Origin of the sequence: Burkholderia sp. MSMB617WGS (genome assembly GCF_001532025.2) — a bacterium.
Taxonomy (GTDB): Bacteria; Pseudomonadota; Gammaproteobacteria; order Burkholderiales; family Burkholderiaceae; genus Burkholderia; species Burkholderia savannae.
The window spans coordinates 1,462,187-1,482,200 of record NZ_CP013457.1 but is presented as its reverse complement, the minus strand read 5'-3'; the positions used below and the strand labels follow the sequence as shown (position 1 = coordinate 1,482,200).

At 67.4% G+C, this 20,014-nt stretch carries 17 protein-coding genes; 8 read left to right on the top strand and 9 right to left on the bottom strand.

Going from position 1 to position 20,014, the window contains the following annotated elements; all coding sequences use genetic code 11:
* Positions 1–33: 33 nt before the first annotated feature.
* The 5 genes from WT60_RS07430 to WT60_RS07415 all read right to left on the bottom strand — a co-directional run bounded on the left by WT60_RS07430 (position 34) and on the right by WT60_RS07415 (position 5,910).
* Complete coding sequence (locus tag WT60_RS07430) at positions 34–1,101, bottom strand: alpha/beta hydrolase (protein WP_236860875.1); 1,068 nt, start codon at positions 1,099–1,101, stop codon at positions 34–36.
* A 1,026-nt stretch (positions 1,102–2,127) separates the two neighbouring features.
* Entirely contained in the window at positions 2,128–2,841 is a 714-nt protein-coding gene (locus tag WT60_RS07425) for an autoinducer binding domain-containing protein (RefSeq protein ID WP_038750681.1), read from the bottom strand.
* Positions 2,842–3,140: 299 nt separating this feature from the next.
* On the bottom strand, positions 3,141–3,638 hold the full coding sequence (locus tag WT60_RS34370) for a hypothetical protein (RefSeq protein WP_060356496.1): 498 nt from the start codon (positions 3,636–3,638) through the stop codon (positions 3,141–3,143).
* A gap of 30 nt (positions 3,639–3,668) precedes the next feature.
* Positions 3,669–4,319: an adenylyl-sulfate kinase gene (gene cysC, locus WT60_RS07420; protein WP_060356497.1), complete on the bottom strand. Its 651-nt coding sequence runs from the start codon at positions 4,317–4,319 to the stop codon at positions 3,669–3,671.
* Between the two features lie 130 nt (positions 4,320–4,449).
* On the bottom strand, positions 4,450–5,910 hold the full coding sequence (locus WT60_RS07415; RefSeq protein WP_060356498.1) for a deoxyribodipyrimidine photo-lyase: 1,461 nt from the start codon (positions 5,908–5,910) through the stop codon (positions 4,450–4,452).
* Positions 5,911–6,330: 420 nt separating this feature from the next.
* Between WT60_RS07415 and WT60_RS07410 the strand changes: the two genes are divergently transcribed.
* From WT60_RS07410 to WT60_RS07375, 8 genes are all read left to right on the top strand, one after another.
* Positions 6,331–7,494: an alkane 1-monooxygenase gene (locus WT60_RS07410; RefSeq protein WP_038750689.1), complete on the top strand. Its 1,164-nt coding sequence runs from the start codon at positions 6,331–6,333 to the stop codon at positions 7,492–7,494.
* 701 nt (positions 7,495–8,195) lie between these two features.
* The gene (locus WT60_RS07405; RefSeq protein ID WP_060356499.1) at positions 8,196–10,484 is read left to right on the top strand and encodes a nitric-oxide reductase large subunit; all 2,289 of its coding nucleotides are present in this window, start codon (positions 8,196–8,198) and stop codon (positions 10,482–10,484) included.
* A 75-nt stretch (positions 10,485–10,559) separates the two neighbouring features.
* On the top strand, positions 10,560–10,898 hold the full coding sequence (locus WT60_RS07400; protein ID WP_060356500.1) for a metal-sulfur cluster assembly factor: 339 nt from the start codon (positions 10,560–10,562) through the stop codon (positions 10,896–10,898).
* Positions 10,899–10,931: 33 nt separating this feature from the next.
* Complete coding sequence (locus WT60_RS07395; protein ID WP_060356501.1) at positions 10,932–12,071, top strand: hypothetical protein; 1,140 nt, start codon at positions 10,932–10,934, stop codon at positions 12,069–12,071.
* 144 nt (positions 12,072–12,215) lie between these two features.
* Positions 12,216–13,439, top strand: coding sequence for an NnrS family protein (locus WT60_RS07390; protein WP_060356502.1), 1,224 nt, complete (start codon positions 12,216–12,218; stop codon positions 13,437–13,439).
* 606 nt (positions 13,440–14,045) lie between these two features.
* Entirely contained in the window at positions 14,046–15,797 is a 1,752-nt protein-coding gene (locus WT60_RS07385) for a ribonucleoside triphosphate reductase (RefSeq protein WP_038750769.1), read from the top strand.
* 2 nt (positions 15,798–15,799) lie between these two features.
* Positions 15,800–16,012: an anaerobic ribonucleoside-triphosphate reductase gene (gene nrdD / locus WT60_RS35540; protein WP_081989811.1), complete on the top strand. Its 213-nt coding sequence runs from the start codon at positions 15,800–15,802 to the stop codon at positions 16,010–16,012.
* 16 nt (positions 16,013–16,028) lie between these two features.
* Positions 16,029–16,748, top strand: coding sequence for an anaerobic ribonucleoside-triphosphate reductase activating protein (locus tag WT60_RS07375; protein WP_060356503.1), 720 nt, complete (start codon positions 16,029–16,031; stop codon positions 16,746–16,748).
* 201 nt (positions 16,749–16,949) lie between these two features.
* On the opposite strand, the gene WT60_RS07370 is transcribed toward WT60_RS07375, so the two are convergent.
* Genes WT60_RS07370 through WT60_RS07355 form a run of 4 tightly spaced genes read right to left on the bottom strand, consistent with a single transcriptional unit; the run spans position 16,950 to position 19,937 of the window.
* Positions 16,950–17,399 carry a putative zinc-binding protein gene (locus WT60_RS07370; RefSeq protein WP_060356504.1) on the bottom strand — a complete coding sequence of 150 codons (450 nt, stop codon included), beginning with the start codon at positions 17,397–17,399 and terminating at the stop codon, positions 16,950–16,952.
* Positions 17,400–17,439: 40 nt separating this feature from the next.
* The gene (locus WT60_RS07365; RefSeq protein ID WP_060356505.1) at positions 17,440–17,919 is read right to left on the bottom strand and encodes an SCP2 sterol-binding domain-containing protein; all 480 of its coding nucleotides are present in this window, start codon (positions 17,917–17,919) and stop codon (positions 17,440–17,442) included.
* A 55-nt stretch (positions 17,920–17,974) separates the two neighbouring features.
* The gene (locus WT60_RS07360; protein ID WP_038750712.1) at positions 17,975–18,862 is read right to left on the bottom strand and encodes a U32 family peptidase; all 888 of its coding nucleotides are present in this window, start codon (positions 18,860–18,862) and stop codon (positions 17,975–17,977) included.
* 40 nt (positions 18,863–18,902) lie between these two features.
* Positions 18,903–19,937 carry a peptidase U32 family protein gene (locus tag WT60_RS07355; RefSeq protein WP_038750715.1) on the bottom strand — a complete coding sequence of 345 codons (1,035 nt, stop codon included), beginning with the start codon at positions 19,935–19,937 and terminating at the stop codon, positions 18,903–18,905.
* Positions 19,938–20,014 lie beyond the last annotated feature (77 nt).

Sequence of the window (20,014 nt, the reverse complement as noted above, 5' to 3'; positions counted from 1 at the left end):
CGGGCCGCGCCGGCCGCAGCCGGCGCGCGCCGCTCAGCCAGTGGCCGTCCGCCCGCCCTTCACGTCCTCGTCCTCGTCCTCGTCCTCGTCCTTGTCCTCGTCCTTGTCCTTGTCCTCGTCGCGCGCCGCGCGGCCGCGCTCAGGCGCGGACGGTTGCCGATAGACGTCGCCCGGCGTATCGGGCGCGAGTTCGCCCGTCTGGAGCCAGCCGAGCGCGATCGGCCAGAGCGTCTTTTCGAAGCGGCTGTGGAAGAACGCGAAATGCCCGACCGACGCCGCGCCGATCTGCTCGGGCGCGATCCGCAGATGCGTGACCGCGCTGCGCGCGTAATAGCCGAGCAGGCGCTCGACCGCCTCGACGCTGCCGAACTCGTCGTCCGACAGGCCGATGGCGAGCGTCGGCGCGGTCAGCCGCGCGAAACGCTCGACGAGATCGCGCCGCGCGTCGGCCGTCTCCGCGATCGGCGCGCGCGCGAACGCGTCCTCGAAGCGCGGCCGGCTGCGGCTCCACGATAGTGCGACGCCGCGCGGCGTGTCCTCCATCCAGCCGAGCCGCTTCGCGGGAACGTAGCCGAACAGGCGCGCGAGAATCGGCATCGCGACATGCCATTTGATCAGCATCCGCAGCCGATGCGAGCCCGCGTAATCACGCCAGTACGCATATTGCGAGCCGACCGTGAGCGCGCGGCGCACGAGCGCATTCGAATTGGCGAGCCCGAGCGTGACGCCGCCGACGCTGTGCGCGACGACGTCGACCGGCTGGCCCGCAAACGCGCGCGACGCGTATTGCAGGACCGCGTCGCAATCGAGACGCCCCCAGTCGAGCCAGGTCGCGCGAAAGCCGGCGAGCGACGCGGGCCGCGACTCGCCGATGCCGCGATAGTCGTAGACGAGCACGTCGCTGCCGTGGCTGAACAGATACGCGGCAAAGCGGAAGTAATAGCGGCAGCGCACCGAGGTCGCGCAATTGACGACCGTCACCGGCCGGCCGGCTGCGGGGCCACGGTGCCGCCACGCAAAGCCGCGCACGAGGAAGCCGTCGGCGGCCGGCGCGACGAAGGGTTCAGGCGGAATGGCGTCGGGCCGCTGCTGGTCCGGCATGTCGTCTCCTGTCATGGTCGTTTTCGTCGATTCGGAACCGTGCGCCGCCGCGGCGCGAAGCTCGCCTGCGGCGGCCATTTTTTCTCGGCTTTCGCAGGGTCGGCGGACGAACGTCCGGGAGATCGCTCGCCGAAATCGGGCGGCGGCGCGACGACGTCGCGCAGGATCGGCGCGCGTCGGCGCGGCGCGTGCGCCGCCGTCTGCTCGGGTTCCGCTCAGCTTCTACTCAGGTTCCGCGTTTCGCCGCCTCGCATGCGGCCGCGCGAACATCGCACGGATACGCCGTCCGATTCACATCGGCGCGGCGTGCGGGCGACACGCGCGCGGCCGAATGGCACGGCGAAACAGCAACGATACGTTACTCGATTTACGAAAAAGCGGCAGCGGACACACGCCGCGCCGGAAAATGATGGCGAGCGGCCCACACGCGAAATGCGGCGCGATGCAACGCAACGCAACTCGACGTGACGTGACGTGACGTGACACGACACGCCATGAAGCGGTGCATCCTGCCCCGGTCGAGCACAAGCGACGGCGACGCCGCGCGAACGCGCCGGCTCGCCGTTCAACACTTAGCTTGCATCGAAGATGATCGCCGGGATCGCGCCCGATTCCGCGCCGCGGCGGCGCATCGATCCGTCGGCGTGCGCTCTCCGGGGAAACGGCGATGAAGACGGCGCGACGCCGCGCGAAACGACGTCGTCGCATCGATGCCCGTCAGGCGAATGCGAGGACCGACGCCGCGATGCACGGGCAAGTGAAAATGTAGCGCCGCGCCACGGCGATTCGCGACGTCCCGGCTAAGCGTTCGCGGTAGTCCATCATGCGCGCGTCGACGCCGGCGCGCCCGCATTGCGCCAACCGCCGCCCACTCGCCGCAACGGAAATCGGCCGGCGATGCGGCTGCCCCCTTGCTTCTCGACGCCCCCGCTTCTCGCCGCCCTCATGTGCCGCCGCGCGACTCGAAGAATCCGGCCCCCGGCGTCACCCGCCCGAGCCGCCGAGCCCGGTTCGGCCGAGCCGGGTTCAGCTCAGCAACCCGAGCATCGCCGCGCGCACGACGGCGGCCGTCTTGTTCGCGGTCCTGAGCTTCAGGATCGCATTCTTTACGTGGAAGTTCACCGTATCGACGGAGATCGCGAGAATCTTCGAGATTTCGCCCGACGTCTTGCCGTCCGCCGCCCACTTGAGCACCTCGACCTCGCGCTCGGTCAGCCCGCGCTCCGGATCGGCCATCAGCTTCGGCAGCATCAGGTGGCCGAGCGCGGCGTGCGCGGTGCGCACGAGCCAGCGCATCCGGTATTCCTTCGCATCGAGCTCCGCCTCCGTCACCGGCTCGCGCGTGCGCACGAGCGCGAGCATGCCCATGCCGCCATACGCGTCGAAGTTCGACTGCGCCCAGCCGAACTTCAGCCCGAACGACTGCGCCTCGACCCACATTTGATGCGCGGACGCAAACAGCGTCTCGTTCAGGACGATCGGCTGCTGCGACCGGCGCCCGTGCGCAAGGATCGGATCGACATCGAGAAAGCCCGCCTCCGCATAGCGGCGCTTCCATTGCTCGGGAAAATTGCTGCGCGTCTCGATTCGCGGCCTGGACACCGGCCACGGCACGCGCAGCCCATACGCGCAGTATTCGAAATCGAGGGCCGTGGCGGCGATTTCGATGCTTCGAAACGCCTCTTCCTCGGATCGCGCTCCGTCCAGCCCCGCGAGCAGATCCTCTGCCCAATTCCCCATCGCCGCCCTCATCGGATCTCCATGTTCGGACAGGCCGAAGTTTCTCGCGCAGCGGTGCGACGCGCCGCATCCGGTGCGGCAATGCGAGGCAAGATCAACCGGCCCGAATGATCAGCGTGTATTTATTTGTGCTTGTGCGGTTTGCGTTTTGGTGCAATTCGATTCGAATTACACATGCGCGGCAACCTTCGGGCAAATGAGATTTTTTCATTCGCCAAAACGGGGCCATACGCTGCTCGAATAGACGAAGGGACCGCTCAATGCTTGTGTGGATTATTCACGCGCGTTGCGCGCGCATCTCAAAAAAAGCCCTTGCTGGAGCCGCTGCGAAGCGAATGACGGATGAATGACGGAGCCTCGTCGGAATGCGGCGATGCATGCGTTGCGCGAGGCTTGCCCGATATCTCGTTCTTCAAATCCACGAGCGCGACGGACGCATTGCGCGCACGACACCGCCCATGTCGAAAGAAAGGAAACGATGCGCGCATCGCGATGCAATGCAATGCAATGAGTGACCGGCGTGCGTCATCGGATAAATGACGCAAGCCGCTTGCCGCGCGACCGACGATGAACGCCCATCCGGGCGCGGCGATCCGCGCAAGCGGCGCTCCTGCGCGCGACGGCGCCCTCGTCGCGATACGCAGCGCGCGCCGTGGTGCGATGCGGCCGAGCGCGCGAAGAGCGAAGCCGCGCTTGCGGCATGCCGCAAGCGCAATATGCAGAAACGAATCGAAAGAACAACGCGCGAGCGCGCGGCTACCTACGCGGGCACGCGACGCATGCCCCACGCCGCCCATTGCGCGACGGCGAGCAAGCTCGACGCGTCGTTAATCGATCAGTTGGCTGCCGACGATAGCCGGCGCGGCGAGTGCAGCAGGTACAGCGAGTGCAGCGGACACTTGAGCGGACGCGCCGAGCTTCGCGGGCAGCACGGTCACCCGCATGAGTTGCGCCATGACGTCGGCGAGCGAAAGCGCGACGCTGCAGTTCGACGTGTCGATCGAGATATCGGGTGCGACGGGCGGCTCGTAAGCGCCCGACACGCCCGTGAACTGCATCAGCCGCCCTTGCTCGGCGCGCGCGTACATGCCCTTCGGATCGCGCGCGCGGCACACTTCGAGCGGCGTCGACACGTAAGTCTCGAAAAAGCCCGTCCCGACGATCGAGCGGGCGAGATCGCGATGCGCCTGCAGCGGCGAAATCGTCGCGACGATCACGATATAGCCCTCGTGCTGAAACAGCTTCGCGACGTGCGCGAAGCGGCGGATGTTCTCCATCCGGTCGGCGTCCGAAAAACCGAGATCGGAGCACAGGCCGGTGCGCAGCGCATCGCCGTCGAGCACGATCGCCTTCGCGCCGCTCTCGAGCAGCCGGTTCAGCAACGCATTCGCCGTCGTCGTCTTGCCGGCCCCCGGCAAGCCCGTCATCCAAACGACCGGGGCGACCGCCTCCGGCGGAAAGCCGCCATTCATATCCATGCGCTAGCCTCTGTCAAACTCTTCCTGACACTCTCGAAGAGTTTAACAACTGATAAGGATCAAAAAAGTGAACTTTCTGTAATATTTCCGCCATATTAATTACGAAAAATTAAACGTACCACCGCAGGATTCATCGGGTCGCCCCAATCGCGTCGAGCGCGCGCCGACGCGCGGCGTGGTGCGCGACGATCGGCAGCGCATAGGTGTCGCCGAGCCGCACGCGCGCCGCCTCGAGCTGCGCGGGCGGCGCGAGCCAAGGCTCGTGGATCGCGCTCGACGGCAAGCCGGCGAGCTCGGGCACCCAACGCCGCACGTACGCGCCGTCCGGGTCGAACTTCTTGCCCTGCACGACCGGATTGAAGATCCGGAAATAAGGCGCGGCGTCCGCGCCGCAGCCCGCAACCCACTGCCAGTTCGCCGCGTTCGACGCGGCGTCCGCATCGACGAGCGTGTCCCAGAACCACGCTTCGCCTTCCCGCCAGTCGATCAGCAGATGCTTGACGAGGAACGACGCGCACACCATTCGCGCGCGGTTATGCATCCAGCCCGTCGTCCATAGCTCGCGCATGCCCGCGTCGACGAACGGATAGCCCGTGGCGCCGCGCCGCCATGCGGCGAGCGCCGCGGGATCGTCGCGCCACGGCATCCCGTCGAGATTGTGGCGCAGGTTGCGGCGCGGCAGATCCGGGAAGCGGTACAGTTGTCCGTAGCAGAACTCCCGCCAGCCGAGCTCGCCGAGAAACTTGTCGAGATCCGCCTGCGTCGCCGCGCCGTGCGCGTGCGCATCGACCGCCGCATGCCAGATCTGCCGCACGGACAGGTTGCCGAAGCGCACGTACGGCGACAGGCGGCTCGTCGACGCGATGCCCGGCCGGTCGCGCTCGGTCGCGTAGCCGCCGAGCCGGCTGTCGACGAACGCGCGCAGCAGGCGGTGCGCGGCGTCCTCGCCGCAGCGCCACGCGTCGCGCAAGCCGCCCGTCCAATCCGGGCGCGTCGGCAAAAGCGCGAGCGCATCGAGCGTGACCTGCCGCTGCGCGATCCCGTGCGGCGGCGCGCAGCCGCTCAAGCGCAGCGGCGCGGCGAGCGGCGCCGCATGCACGCCGCGCCGCAGCGCCGCGCGCCAGTATGCGCCGAACACCTGATACGGATGGCCTGACTCGGCGACGACGTCGCCCGGCTCGAACAGCAGGCTCGCGTTGAACGTCTCGACCGTGACGCCGCGCGCTTCGAGCAACGTCTGCACCGCATTGTCGAGCGCGCGCTCGGCGAGCGCATAACGGCGGTTCCAATAGACCGCGCTCGCGCCGAGCGCCGCGACGAACGAAGCGATCGCGTCGGCCGCGTCGCCGCGCAGCAGCACGAGCCGGCTGCCCAGCTCGGCGAGCGCGGCGTCGAGCGCGCGCAGCGATCCGTGCAGCCACCAGCGCGCCGCGCCGCCCAGCGGTCGCGCGCCGGCGCGCTCGTCGAACACGTAGACGCCGATCACCGGCCGTCCCGACTCGGCGGCGCGCGCGAGCGCGGGATGATCGGACACGCGCAGATCGTCGCGAAACCAGACGACGGCGCAAGCGCTCGGAGCGAATGCTGACAATGGATAGGCCTGCAGAAAGAAAAACGAAAGATCGTCAACTCGAATCGCATCGAGCCCCTCGCGGCGCGGAATCGGCGAATCCCGCTCGCCTTGCGGGGCAATCTCGTTCAGTATCGATCTTTCATGATCCCTGCGTCGCCCCTCAATATACGGAATTACCCTCGGTTTTATCCGTTATTTGTTCAGCAATTGCGGAATACGCGGACGTTTGAATCACGGCCCGACGCTAGCGACGCGGCGGCGCGCGCCGGCCGAGCCGTCGTTTGGAGGTCGCGCCCTAATCCGAATGTTTGGCTGAACGATAATTGAGCACGTATAAATCAGCGCAACGGGCATGAACTCGTCGGCGCGAATGGTAATCGCTTGCGCACGTATTAAATCGGAGCACAACAAGATCGGTACCCAACTTGGAGGGAGACAATGGCAATTCCGCAACCGGCTTCGGCGGCCTGGACCGACACGAAACGCTATGGGTGGCTGCTCGGCGCGCTGACGATCACGCTGCCGCTCCTCGCCGCGCTCCTCGCGCTGTGGACCGGCTGGCACATCTTCTGGTGGTTCGGGCCGCTGTTCGCGTTCGGCGTCATCCCGGTGCTCGACCTGCTGATCGGCGTCGACAGCGAGAATCCGCCCGAATCCGTCGTGTCGCAGCTCGAAAGCGATCGCTACTACCGCTACGTCGTCTATCTCGCGACCTTCATCGTCTACGTCGCCTTCGCGGGCGCGATATGGATCGTCGCGACGAAATCGCTCGCGTGGTACGACTATCTCGGCTTCGCGCTGTCGCTCGGCGCGGCGACGGGCATCTCGATCAACACCGCGCACGAGCTCGGCCACAAGACGAGCCCCTTCGAGCGCTGGCTCGCGAAGATCACGCTCGCGCCCGTTGCGTACGGCCACTTCTTCGTCGAGCACAATCGCGGCCATCACGTGCGCGTCGCGACGCCGAACGATCCGGCGAGCGCGCGCTACGGCGAATCGTTCTGGGTGTTCCTGCCGCGCACCGTGACCGGCAGCGTCGCATCCGCGTGGCGGCTCGAACGGGAGCGTCTCGCACGCGGCGGCCGCTCGGTCTGGACATGGCGCAACGAAGTGCTGCAGGCGTGGGCGATGACGGTCGCGCTGTGGGGCGCCGCGATCGCGTTCGGCGGCGCGAAGGTGATTCCGTTCCTGCTGATCCAGGCGGCCTACGGCGCGTCCCTGCTCGAGGTCGTGAACTACGTCGAGCACTACGGGCTCGGCCGCAAGCAGTTGCCGACCGGGCGCTACGAACGTTGCACGCCGCAGCATTCGTGGAACAGCAATCACGTCGTGACGAATCTGTTCCTCTATCAGTTGCAGCGCCACGCCGATCATCACGCGAATCCGACGCGCTCGTATCAGGCGCTGCGGCACTTCGACGATTCGCCGCAACTGCCCGCCGGCTACGCGGCGATGATCCTGCTCGCCTACGTGCCGCCGCTGTGGTTCAGCGTGATGAATCCGCGCGTGGTCGCGCATTACGGCGCGAACATGGCGCAATCGAACATCAAGCCGTCGATCCGGCAGAAGGTGCTCGCGGATCTCGCGATCGCGAACACATGACGATTCCGCGACGACTCGGGCCGCCGTCAAGCACGGCGGTATGTCGAGCGGTGAGCGTCGTGCGTCGTGCGGCATGCGGCATGCGGCATGCGGCATGCGGCTGCAAGATGGATCACATGCGCGGCCGCGTGCCCGTCGCCCGAATCGGATATCGCTTGATTTTCGTCAAGCGGACATCACGCTGCGGCGCTTTCGTTCGCGCGCCATCGCATCGCTCCTGCGCTTTTCCCCCTTCTTCGCATAGCCGGCTGCCGCTTCTTCGCCGGCATCCGGCAACACATCTCGCCCATCGCATCGCGCCGACTATGATCGGATCGCGTCGCGCCCGTTCCGACTGAATCGCGTCTTCCGAACTGCGCGACGCGCGGCTCATCCGCGCCGCATATTGCCGGCGTCGCGCGCGCTCGCCGAGCCGTGCCCAACCCGCGCGGCGGCATCGCGCCGGGCCGCGACCAATTGACACGCCGTCTTTCCCGCCACGCCCCGCGACCCAATATCGGCGCGCCTTCGCGACCGGCCGCGCGCGCGGCGTAACGCCGTCGCGCTGCCCTGTCGCGGCATCGAGCCTTTACAAGCGCGTGGCCGTCTCATACCATCCCCCTAAACATACATTCTTTGTACATGTTTAATCGACGGCCCGTTGCGCCGCCGTCGCATTGAACGTTTTCTCCACATCCCACCCTCTTGAAAGGAGAGAGGTCATGCGCTCCACACGTCGTCTATGGACATGGCTCGGGCTCGTCTGCCTCACGTCATTCGCCGTCCTGCTCTGGCTCGGCAGAGACATCTATCTCACCGCACCGCCGATTCCGAACGCGGTCGTCAGCGAAAATGGGCGCGTCATTTTCACTGGCGAGCAGATCAGGCGCGGTCAACAAGTATGGCTCGCGTCGGGCGGCCAGCAGCTCGGCACCGTCTGGGGCCACGGCAGCTACGTCGCGCCGGACTGGTCGGCGGACTGGCTGCACCGCGAGGCGCTCGAGCTGCGCGACGCATGGGCGCGCCAGCAATTCGGCGCGCCTTACGCGAAGCTGTCCGTCGAACAGCAAGGGCTGCTCGATGCACGCCTGAAGCATGAAATGCGCGCGAACCGCTACGACGCCGCGAGCGATCGCATCACGCTGTCGGACGCACGCGCGGCCGCGGCGCTGCGCGTTGCCGAGCACTACGAAGCATTGTTCGGCGCCGATCCGTCGCTCGACACGCTGCGCGAGCAATACGCGATGACATCGGGCTCGGTGCCGGGCGCAGCCGATCGCACCGCGCTCGCGTCGTTCTTCTTCTGGTCCGCGTGGTCGGCGACGACCGACCGCCCGGGCGAAACGAACGTTACGTATACGAACAACTGGCCGCACGAGCCGCTCGTCGGCAACACGCCGACGGCCGCGAACGGCATGTGGTCGATCGCGAGCGTGGTCATCCTGCTCGGCGCGATCGCCGGCATGATCTGGTATCACACCGCGCACGGCGAGCACGACGCGCCGCTCGCCGTGCCGACGAACGATCCGCTCTTCAACGTGAAGGCGACGCCGTCGATGCGCGCGACGAAGAAGTATTTCTACGTCGTGATCGGCCTGCTGCTCACGCAGGTCTTCATGGGCGCGATCACCGCGCACTACGCGGTCGAAGGCCACAGCTTCTTCGGCATTCCGCTCGCGGACGTGATGCCGTGGATCGTGAGCCGCACGATCCATACGCAGTTCGGCGTGCTCTGGATCGCGACCGCGTGGCTCGCGACGGGCCTCTACATCTCGCCGTTGCTCTCGGGCCAGGAGCCGAAGCTGCAGAAGCTCGGCGTCGACGTGCTGTTCTGGGCGCTGATCTTCATCGTCGTCGGCTCGACCGTCACGGGCTGGCTCGGCACGCTCAAGCATCTCGGCACCAACTTCTCGTTCTGGATCGGCAACCAGGGGCTCGCGTACACGAGCATGGGCCGCGTCTGGCAGATCCTGCTCTTCGTCGGCCTGCTGTTCTGGCTGTTCCTGATGGGGCGCGCGCTGATGCCCGCGCTGCGGAACAAGGCGACCGAAGGCCGCGGCCTGATCGGCATGGTGTTCCTGTCCGCCGCGTGCATCGGGCTCTTCTATGCGTCGTCGCTCGCGTGGGGGCAAAACACGCACTACTCGATGATCGAGTACTGGAGATGGTGGCTCGTGCACCTGTGGGTCGAGGGCTTCTTCGAAGTGTTCGCGACCGCGGTGATCGCCCTCATCTTCGCGCGCCTCGGCCTCATCCGCTTCGAAAGCGCGAATCGCGCGATCGTGATGGAAACGATCGTGTTCCTGTTCGGCGGCATTCTCGGCACGCTGCACCATCTGTACTTCACCGGCACGACGACGTCGATCATCGCCGTGGGCGCCGTGTTCTCCGCATGCGAAGTGGTGCCGCTCGCGCTCATCGGCCTCGAAGGCTGGCAGACGTATCGCAAGTCGCAAGCCGCGCCGTGGGTCCAGTCGTACAAGTGGGCGATCCTCTGCTTCGTTGCCGTCGGCGTGTGGAACACCGTCGGCGCGGGGCTGCTCGGCTTCTCGATCAACCCGCCGATCTCGCTCTACTACGTGCAAGGCCTGAACATGACGCCCGCGCACGGCCACGCCGCGCTGTTCGGCGTGTACGGGATGCTCGGCATCGGCCTGATGCTGTTCTGCCTGCGCGGCATGTCCGCCCGCAACGCGTGGAGCGACGGCCTGCTCAAGCCCGCGTTCTGGCGGCTGAACGTCGGCCTCTTCATGATGGTGTTCATGTCGATCCTGCCGTCGGGCATCTATGAAGCGTACGCGAGCGTGACGAAGGGCCTCTGGTACGCGCGCTCGCCGGAGGTCGTGCACGCGCCGATCATGAACGCGCTCGTATGGCTGCGCGTGCCGGGCGACGTCGTGTTCGCGTTCGGCGTGCTGTATCTCGGCTGGTTCGCGCTTCGCCTGCTGCGCCGTCCCGCGCCGTCGCAGCCCGACGAGCGCACAGTCGGTCAGGCCGCGCAACGCACGTAAGCATCGCAACCTCGGGCCGGCCGCGCACAACGCGCGGCCGGCCCGCTCCCCTCCCCTCTCCGTTCGGGGACTACCATGTCCGATTCCTCAGCAACCCGAAACGAAACGCCGGACGAGCTCGCGCTGCGCGACGCGCTGCGGGCCGTCGTCGATCCGGAGATCGGCGTCAACATCGTCGACCTCGGTCTCGTCTACCGGATCGAGCGTACCGGCGAGCGCATCGTCGTGACGATGACGATGACGTCGCCCGCCTGTCCGATGGCGGGCGTCGTGATCGACGACGTGCAGGCGACGCTCGGCGAGATCACGTCCGATGTGCTGGCCGTGGACGTCGATCTCGTCTGGGAGCCGCCATGGGCGCCCAAGATGATGAGCGACGCCGCACGCGAGCAGATGGGCTGGCCGATCGCCTAGCGCGACCGACGACTTCGACGCGATCCCGACGCGATGCCGACCGCCATGCTGCCGACCGCTTCGCCCGCCCGCCCGATCGTTCGCGCCGCTGCGGGCGCCGTCATCGTCGCGTTGCTCGCGTGCGGCGTCGCGACGGGCCTCGCGCGGCTCGGCGCGCCCGCCCCCGCGCACGCCGTGTCGAAGCTCGCGTGGCACGGCGTGCTGATGATCCCCGTGTTTTTCGGCGCGGTCATCGGCATCGAGCGCGCGGTCGCGCTCGGCACGCGCTGGGCGTATCTCGCGCCGGCGGCGGCCGTCGCGGCCGGCGTCGCATTGCTCGCGGGCGCGCCGCCTGCGTTCGCCGCCATGCTGCTGGTCGGCGCGGCGAGCGTCGCGCTCGCCGTCGGCGCCGCGGTGCTGCGACGGCAAGCCGCGCTGTTCCTGTGGGTGCTCGCCGCAAGCGTCGCATGCTGGTGGGCGGGCAACGTCGTCTGGCTGCTGACGGGCGATCCGTTTTCGGCCGTCGCCTGGTGGCTCGCGTTCCTGATCCTGACGATCGCCGCCGAGCGGCTCGAACTCACGCGCGTGCGCCCGCTGCCACGCGGCGCGAGCGCGTGCTTCTGCGGCATCGCCGCGCTGCTGCCCGCGGCCGCCGCGCTCGCGCCCTGGCAGCCGCTGCCCGCACCGCGGCTGTTCGGCGCGGGCGAGCTGCTGCTCGCCCTGTGGCTGATCCGCTACGACATCGCGCGCCGCACGGTGCGCCGGCGCGGCCTCACGCGCTTCATCGCCGTCTGCCTGCTATCGGGCTACGGCTGGCTCGCCGTGAGCGGCGCGCTCGGCCTGGACGGCGCGCTCGCCCCCGGCCATCCGGCGCACGACGCCGCGCTGCACGCGCTCACGCTCGGCTTCGTGTTCTCGATGATTCTCGGGCACATGCCGATCATCGTGCCGGCCGTCGCGCGGCTGCGCGTCGCGTACCGGCCGTTCTTCTATGCGCCGCTCGCGCTGCTGCACGCGGCCGTCGCACTGCGCGTCGCGGGCGGGCTCCTCGATGCGTTCGCATTGCGGCGCGCGGGCGGCGAAGCCGCCGCCGTCGCGATCGCAAGCTTCGCTGCGACACTCGCGATCGGCGTCGCGCTCGCGCGCTGCTCGCGCGCGAAGACGCGCCGCGACGGCGCCGAGCGCTCCATCTAGCCCGCCGCGCGCGCGGCGTCAACGGCCCGACGCCGCAGCCTTGCGCGCGAACAAGGCCGCGACCGTGCAATCTTGTCGCAGCGCATGCGCGCGTTTCTTCTTTATGATGCATGTAGAAAGCAACATATCGAAAAGGGGAACGTCATGCTGCTCGCCCGCTCGACCGAGCGCAACGCGCGCTCGCAGCCCGACGGCCGCCGCGCCTCGCTGTGGTCGACCGGCTTCCGGCCCTTCTACCTAGGCGGCGCATGCTTCGGCGCGATCGCGATGCTCGCGTGGCTAGGCGCGCTCGCGGGCCACGACTGGGCGGGCCACGCGCCGCCGACGAGCGGCCTCTTCTGGCATGCGCACGAAATGATCTTCGGCTTCGGCGGCGCGATCGTGTCCGGCTTCCTGCTGACGTCGGTGCGCACGTGGACGTCGACGAATCCCGCGCAAGGCCCGTCGCTCGTCGCGCTGTGGCTGCTGTGGCTCGCCGGCCGCGTGCTGATGTGGACGGGGCCCGGCTGGCTCGCGGCCGCCGTCGACGTCGCGTTTCTGCCGGCGATCGCGTATGCGCTCATCCGTGCGTTGATCGGCGCGAAAAATCGGCATGGCATCTTCCTGCCCGTCGCGCTCGGCATGCTCGCCGCGCTCAACGCGCTCTTTCACCTGTGGATTCGGCTCGGACACGCCGACTGGGCGCTGCGCTGCGCCGATCTCGCCGCGGGGCTGCTCGTGCTCTTCATCGTCATCATCGGCGGACGCATCATCCCGTCGATCACGACGGCCGCGCTGCCGGAACTGCCCGTCAGGCAGTGGCGGATCGTCGAATCGTCCGTGATGTCGGTCACGCTCGCCGCGCTCGTCGCCGATGCGGCCGGCGCGCCGGCGCCGGCGATCGCCGCGCTCGCGTGGACGGCCGCCGCGCTGCATGCGGCGCGGCTCGCCGGCTGGCGCTTCTGGGCGACCGGGCGACGGCCGATGCTGTCGATCCTGCATGTCGCCTATGCGTCGATCGCCGCCGGCTTCGCGCTGACGGCTTTGAGCGCGTATGGGCTCGTCGCGCATTCGCTCGCGCTGCATACGTTCACGACGGGCGCGATCGGCTGCGCGATCGTCGGGATGATCACGCGCACCGCGCTCGAGCATACCGGACGCGAGCTTGCCGCAAGCGCCGCCGAACGCATCTGCTACGGGCTCCTGATCGTCGCGACGCTCGCGCGCGTCCTCGGCCCCTGGCTCGTTCCCGCCGCGACGGCGCAGTGGCTCGTCGTCGCGGGAATCGGCTGGAGCGCCGCGCTGCTCGTCTATCTCGCCCACTATGCCGTGTTCCTGATGTCGCCGGCCATGGCCGCGCCCGGATCGGACACGAGCTCCGGCAGCTAAGCCAAGCGTTGCCGCGCGGCGACGCGCGTCGTACGCGGTTGCTTCCGGCGAAGGCTCTCGTCGGCAGTCCTCATGCGAAGCACGCACGTTCGATCGAATAAGGACCGACGGGTTGGTCGTCGCGCCGCCGTCGCGCATGCAGCGACCCGACGTCGGCAATGATGCAGTGACGCGTTCGCCCCGCGCGCGCGAAACGCACACCATGCCCGAACATGGCGCGTGTTCGCGGACGAATCGTCACGCACGCCGGCAATGACGCGCGCGAAACACCCGCGATTCGCAGTTCGCGCTCCGCACGCATCCGGATGCGGAGCCATCGCACATCGCGCGCGCCCGATCTTCACGGCATGCTTGCGCCGCGCGCCCGCTCGTGTCCGTCGTTCACCTCAGCGCGACGCATCCCGCCACGCGCTTGCCCGTCGCGCCGGCAATCCGCGCGGCCCGACCGCCCATGTCGCACCCCTAATTCACCCCGGCTTAATCGCCGTCAAGCACACACCAAACTTCGCGGAATCGTCGTTGACCCATACAACATCTGGTATTTAGCATTCACCCCGTCACCAGATTTTGTGCCACCAACGAGAGAGGCCCACGTTGTCCGAGACCATGCTCCCCCACGCCGCGTCGAATCCGGCGTCGCGCGACAAGCCGCTGATCGACGTCGAATCGTCGATCAACGAATACCTGCAGCGGCAGGACTGGCGCGTCAACGCAAACGCGAACCAGGGCTATTCGCTCGGCGGCCTGATCCTGAACGTGTCCGGCAAGGTGATCGCGAATTACTGGCTGAGCCACGTGTATCCGGGCGAGATCGGCGAAGCGCACCGCAACGCGGACCTGCACATCCACGATCTCGACATGCTGTCCGGCTATTGCGCGGGCTGGTCGCTGCGCACGCTGCTCGCCGAAGGCCTGAACGGCGTGCCCGGCAAGGTCGAGTCGGGCCCGCCGAAGCACATGTCGAGCGCGGTCGGCCAGATCGTGAATTTTCTCGGCACCTTGCAAAACGAATGGGCGGGCGCGCAGGCGTTCAGCTCGTTCGACACGTACATGGCGCCGTTCGTGCGCCGCGACGCGCTCACCTACGCCGAAGTCCGGCAGTACGTCCAGGAACTGATCTACAACCTGAACGTGCCGTCGCGCTGGGGCACGCAGACGCCGTTCACGAACCTGACGTTCGACTGGATCTGCCCGGAGGACCTGCGCGAGCAGGTGCCTGTGATCGCCGGCGAGGAGACGCCGTTCGCTTACGGCGATCTACAGGCCGAAATGGACATGATCAACCGTGCGTACATCGAAGTGATGCAGGCAGGCGATGCGGCGGGCCGCGTGTTCACGTTCCCGATTCCGACCTACAACATCACGGCCGATTTCGACTGGCACAGCCCGAACGCCGAGCGCCTGTTCGAGATGACCGCGCGCTACGGCCTGCCGTACTTCCAGAACTTCATCAATTCGGAGTTGAAGCCGAACATGATCCGCTCGATGTGCTGCCGTCTTCAGCTCGACCTGCGCGAGCTGATGAAGCGCGGCAACGGGCTCTTCGGCTCGGCCGAGCAGACGGGCTCGATCGGCGTCGTCACCGTGAATTGCGCGCGGCTCGGCCATCTGCACGCGGGCGACGAGCGCGCGCTGCTCGCGCGGCTCGACGAGCTGCTCGACTACGGCAAGGACAGCCTCGAGATCAAGCGCGAGGTGATCCAGCGTCACATGGACAACGGCCTCTTCCCGTATACGAAGCGCTATCTCGGCACGCTGCGCAATCATTTCTCGACGCTCGGCGTCAACGGCATCAACGAGATGATCCGCAATTTCACCCACGACGCGCATGACCTGACGACCGACTGGGGCCACGCGTTCGCGCTGCGCCTGCTCGATCACGTGCGCGCGCGCATCGTCGAGTACCAGGAGGAAACCGGCCACATGTACAACCTCGAGGCGACGCCCGCCGAAGGCACGACGTATCGCTTCGCGAAGGAAGACCGCCGCCGCTATCCGGACATTCTGCAGGCGGGCACGCCGCAGATGCCGTACTACACGAACTCGTCGCAACTGCCGGTCGGCTTCACCGACGATCCGTTCGAGGCGCTCGAGCGGCAGGACGACCTGCAGCGCAAATACACGGGCGGCACGGTGCTGCATTTGTACATGACCGAGCCGCTTTCGTCGGCCGACGCGTGCCGCACGCTCGTCAAGCGCGCGCTCACCCGTTTCTCGCTGCCGTATCTGACCGTCACGCCGACGTTCTCGATCTGCCCGACGCACGGCTATCTCGCCGGCAGCCACCCGTTTTGCCCGAAGTGCGACGAAGCGCTGCTGCGTCGCAAGTTGTCTCAATCCCAACCGATGGAAGCCTGAACATCATGACGACGCTGAAAACCAACGACCAAGCCGCCCTCGCCGCGATCGCGCTGTCCGACGACGAGCGCCAGCCGTGCGAGATCTGGACTCGCGTGATGGGCTACCACCGCCCTATGTCGTCGTTCAACGTCGGCAAGAAAGGCGAATTCCACGAGCGCAAGTACTTCCGCGAACGCGAGTCGAGCGACGTCGCGTTGCGCGCCGCGGCGTAAGCGCACGGCCCGCGCGATGAACCTCGCCCTCGCCCGGCGTCATCCGCTCAAGGTGGGCGGGCTCGTCCCGTTCACCGCGACCGATTATCCCGGCCGGTTCGCCGCGGTCGTGTTCGTGCAGGGCTGCCCATGGCGATGCGGATATTGTCACAACCCGCATCTGCAGGCGCGCTCGCAACCCGCCGCGATCGAATGGGACGCGCTGCTCGCGTTCCTCGCGCGCCGCGTCGGCCTGATCGACGCCGTGGTGTTCAGCGGCGGCGAGCCGCCGATCGATCCGGCGCTCGCCGCGTCGATCGACGACGTGAGGCGGCTCGGCTTCAAGGTCGGCATGCACAGCGCGGGAACGCATCCGCGGCGGCTCGCGCACCTGCTGCCGTCGCTCGACTGGATCGGGCTCGACGTGAAGGCGCCGTTCGACGACTACGCGCACACGACGCACGTGCGTGCGAGCGGCGGCCACGCGCGGCGGAGCCTCGAAGCGGTGCTCGCAAGCGGCGTCGCGTACGAATGCCGGACGACCGCGCATCCCGACCTGCTGCCGGAGCCCGCGCTGCTGCGGCTCGCCCATGAACTCGCCGATCTCGGCGTCGAGAATTACGTGCTGCAAGTGTTTCGCGCGCAGGGATGCGACGACAGCACGCTGAATGCCACGCCGGTCATCGGCTATCCGAGCGATGCATTGCTCGCCAGGCTCGATCGCCTGTTCGCGAATTTCGCGGTTCGACGCGGTTGAATCGGCGCGCATGCGATCTGCGTCCATGCGATCGCGTGCGCGCGAGCGGCGAAATCAAAGGTGCGCCCCGAGCGCAAGATGCACTCTGCAACGACGACTCCGAGGGCGCTTTCGCCGCATGCGACGCATGCGTCGATCCCACCACTCGATTGCCGAGCGAACCGGACGCCGACAAGCCGCCCGCGATGCTCCCGAACGAAATCACACCTTGTCTTGCAGTGCGGCATCCGCGCGCTCGTCGACGCGCGCGGCGCCGTCATGCGCGTGCTCGCGCCCGCATCGCGCGAGCCGCAACGCTTCGTCGCGCGCGAGCGCAAGAATGCGCTTCGCGTCGGCCGGGTCGAAGTCCTCGTGAAAGCGCTTCCTGACGCCGTGCTCGCCGAGTTGCACATGCTCGTCCGGCGCGATCCCGTGCCGCCCGAGGCTTTTTTTCGCGCACACGAGCGGGCAACCGTCGATCGCGATAATCGGCCGGCCCGAATGCGCGAGCTTCAACAGCGACGGCACGTCGCCGCCGACGCCCGCGATGCACGACATCTCCGCGTCGCCGCTACGGTCGAGCCGCACCGCGACGTGATTCGCGAGTTGCGCGACGTTCGAACATCCCGAGCACGAATAGACGATCGGCAGCGTCTTCGTTTCGTTCTTCATTCCGCTCTCCTGAACGAGCGCTCCCCGGATTGCGCGCCTATCAGTCCGGCATTCCGCCGCGCTCGATCGGCCGCGAACGGAACAGCCGCGCCGGCAGCCACTGATCGAACGAGAACGCCGACAGATCGATCGCGTCGAGCGAATTCTTCACGAGCAACCCGAGCTCGGTGTCGCCTTCCATCGTCAGGCGCCGGCTGAAGAACAGCGTGTCCGGATCTTCGCGGCGTTGCGACAGCAGATAGAAATCGTATGCGGTCGCGCCGATCGTCAAGTCGACGTCGCGTCGGCCGGACAGCGCGGAAAACGCGCCGCGCCGGCAGACGAAATCGAACGCGACGCCCGCGTCCTTCACTTCGATGCGCAGCGGGCGATCCTCCAGCAGCGCGAGCGTCTCCGCGGGCAAATGCTTGCGCAGCACGAGATTGATCCCGCCCGCGAACAGCAGCGCCCCCGGATACGCGGGCAGTTTCGACAGCAGCTTGCCGACCATGGTCGGCAATTGATAGATCGCGGCATTCATCACGGAATCCTCACAAACCAATCGGAAGCGGCGCGGCACGGGCCGCGCCGACGCTTCAGCGCACGACGCGCTCGAGGCCCGGCTTGCCGTGCCAATAGCCGTTGCACGACGCTTCCGGCATCCGCTCGTGCAGCGCCGCGAGCGCGTCGCGCGCATTCGTGCGGCCGCTCAGCACGCCGTGGAACGCATCGATCACGTCGCCCATGTGCTGCGATTGCGGGCTGAGCCTCACGACGTCGACGTTCAGCGCACGCAGCGCGTCGATCTCGTCGATCAGGTTGTAGACGCGCGCGGATTGCGTCGAGATGCCGTTGAGCACGAGAAACGGCTCGCCTTCGCGCGTGTGCAGCGGCAAGCCGTCCGGATGCTCCATGCATACGTACTGGCAGTTGTCCTTCGGAAAATTGCGGTTCCGCGCGGTGAAGCAGCGCGCGGAAAACGCGAGCGGAATGCGCCCGTACGCGAACACTTCGGTTTCCAGATGCTCGGCACGCTCGGCCTGCATGCTCGCGAGGCCCGCCTCGCTCATCTCGGGCGGCATCACCCAGCGCCGCGCGCCGAGTTCCGCGAGCATCGCGAGCGTCGGCGGGTTGTAGACGTTGAGCCACGGCCCGGCGACGAACGCGCGCCGCGCGCTGCAGCGCACGGCGCCCATGTCGTTCGCCTCGACCAGATAGCGGCCGTTCTCGACGATCTCGCGCATCGTCTTCAGATCGCGGCCCGATTCGAGCAGCACCTGCGTCGACAGCACGACCTCCTTGCCCGCCTCGGCCAGCATGTCGGCAATCTCGAGCCAGTCCGCTGCGCGCAGTTCGTGGCGGCGCGAGCAAACGGTTTCGCCGAGATAGACGATGTCGACGGGCGTCTCCGACATCGCCTGATAGAACTGCATCGTCGCGACGCGCGGCCAGTAGTACTGCACCGGCCCCAAAGCAATTTTCATGATCCTCGCTCCCGCATTCAGGCGTGCGCCGTCGTGCGTGTCATTTCCACGGCCGGTGATAAGCGCCGAGCGTATGCTGCTGCCCTTCCGCGACCTTGTTCAATTCCGTCATCCATGCGGGCTTCACGTAGTAGCGCGCAAGGTTCGCCGCGCACTGATCGATCGCGTCGCGCCACACGCGCGTCACCTGCGCGACGTATGCGGGGCTGCGCTGGCGTCCCTCGATCTTGATCGCGCGTATGCCGATCTGCATCAGCTTCGGCAGCAGCTCCAGCGTATTCAGGCTCGTCGGCTCCTCGATCGCGTAGTAGCTTTCGTCCGCGACAGTGAAGCGCCCCTTGCAGAGCGTCGGATAACCGGCGTTCTCGCCGTCTTCGTAGCGATCGATCAGCACGCCGTTGAGCCGCGATTCGAGGCCGTCCGGCGTTTTCTGCCAGCGCACCGCCTTCGCCGGCGAGCACACGCCGCGCGTGTTCGGCGATTCGCCCGTCGCGTACGACGACAGCGCGCAGCGCCCCTCGACCATCACGCACAGGCTGCCGAAACCGAACACTTCGATTTCGACCGGCGTGTTCTCGGCCACCTGCTCGACCTGCGTGAGCGACAGCACGCGCGGCAGCACCGCGCGCGCGATGCCGAAATGCTCGTGATAGAAATTGATCGCCTCGTAGTTCGTCGCGGAACCCTGCACCGACAGGTGCAGCCGCAGCGCCGGATAGCGTTCGTGCGCGAAGCGCATGAGCCCCGGATCGGCGACGATGATCGCGTCGACGCCCGCGTCGGCCGCGCGGCCCACCGCTTCGCGCCAGGCCGTCCAGCCGTCCGGCTGCGGATACGTGTTGAGCGCGACGAGCACCTTGCAACCGCGCTCGTGCGCGTAGCGAATGCCGGTGTCGATCGCCTGCGCGTCGAAGTTCAGGCCGGCGAAGTTGCGCGCGTTCGTCGCGTCGCGAAAACCGAGATACACGCAGTTCGCGCCGTTGTCGACCGCGGCCTTCAGCGCGGGCAGGCTGCCCGCCGGACACACGAGTTCGATCGGCACGGCGCCTGTCGCGATGTGACTGCTTTGCGTCATGGCATGACGGCTCCATCAAGGAAACGAAAAACCGCTCGCGGCATGCCGTCGAGCGGCGAGAACCGGCGTCGCCCGAA

Bases quoted from the DNA above. Each gene is read 5' to 3' on its own strand.
- WT60_RS07430 (WP_236860875.1), bottom strand. From the start codon at position 1,101: ATGCCGGACCAGCAGCGGCCCGACGCCATTCCGCCTGAACCCTTCGTC.
- WT60_RS07425 (WP_038750681.1), bottom strand. From the start codon at position 2,841: ATGGGGAATTGGGCAGAGGATCTGCTCGCGGGGCTGGACGGAGCGCGA.
- WT60_RS34370 (WP_060356496.1), bottom strand. From the start codon at position 3,638: ATGGGCGGCGTGGGGCATGCGTCGCGTGCCCGCGTAGGTAGCCGCGCG.
- cysC (WP_060356497.1), bottom strand. From the start codon at position 4,319: ATGGATATGAATGGCGGCTTTCCGCCGGAGGCGGTCGCCCCGGTCGTT.
- WT60_RS07410 (WP_038750689.1), top strand. From the start codon at position 6,331: ATGGCAATTCCGCAACCGGCTTCGGCGGCCTGGACCGACACGAAACGC.
- WT60_RS07405 (WP_060356499.1), top strand. From the start codon at position 8,196: ATGCGCTCCACACGTCGTCTATGGACATGGCTCGGGCTCGTCTGCCTC.
- WT60_RS07400 (WP_060356500.1), top strand. From the start codon at position 10,560: ATGTCCGATTCCTCAGCAACCCGAAACGAAACGCCGGACGAGCTCGCG.
- WT60_RS07395 (WP_060356501.1), top strand. From the start codon at position 10,932: ATGCCGACCGCCATGCTGCCGACCGCTTCGCCCGCCCGCCCGATCGTT.
- WT60_RS07390 (WP_060356502.1), top strand. From the start codon at position 12,216: ATGCTGCTCGCCCGCTCGACCGAGCGCAACGCGCGCTCGCAGCCCGAC.
- WT60_RS07385 (WP_038750769.1), top strand. From the start codon at position 14,046: ATGCTCCCCCACGCCGCGTCGAATCCGGCGTCGCGCGACAAGCCGCTG.
- WT60_RS07375 (WP_060356503.1), top strand. From the start codon at position 16,029: ATGAACCTCGCCCTCGCCCGGCGTCATCCGCTCAAGGTGGGCGGGCTC.
- WT60_RS07370 (WP_060356504.1), bottom strand. From the start codon at position 17,399: ATGAAGAACGAAACGAAGACGCTGCCGATCGTCTATTCGTGCTCGGGA.
- WT60_RS07365 (WP_060356505.1), bottom strand. From the start codon at position 17,919: ATGAATGCCGCGATCTATCAATTGCCGACCATGGTCGGCAAGCTGCTG.
- WT60_RS07360 (WP_038750712.1), bottom strand. From the start codon at position 18,862: ATGAAAATTGCTTTGGGGCCGGTGCAGTACTACTGGCCGCGCGTCGCG.
- WT60_RS07355 (WP_038750715.1), bottom strand. From the start codon at position 19,937: ATGACGCAAAGCAGTCACATCGCGACAGGCGCCGTGCCGATCGAACTC.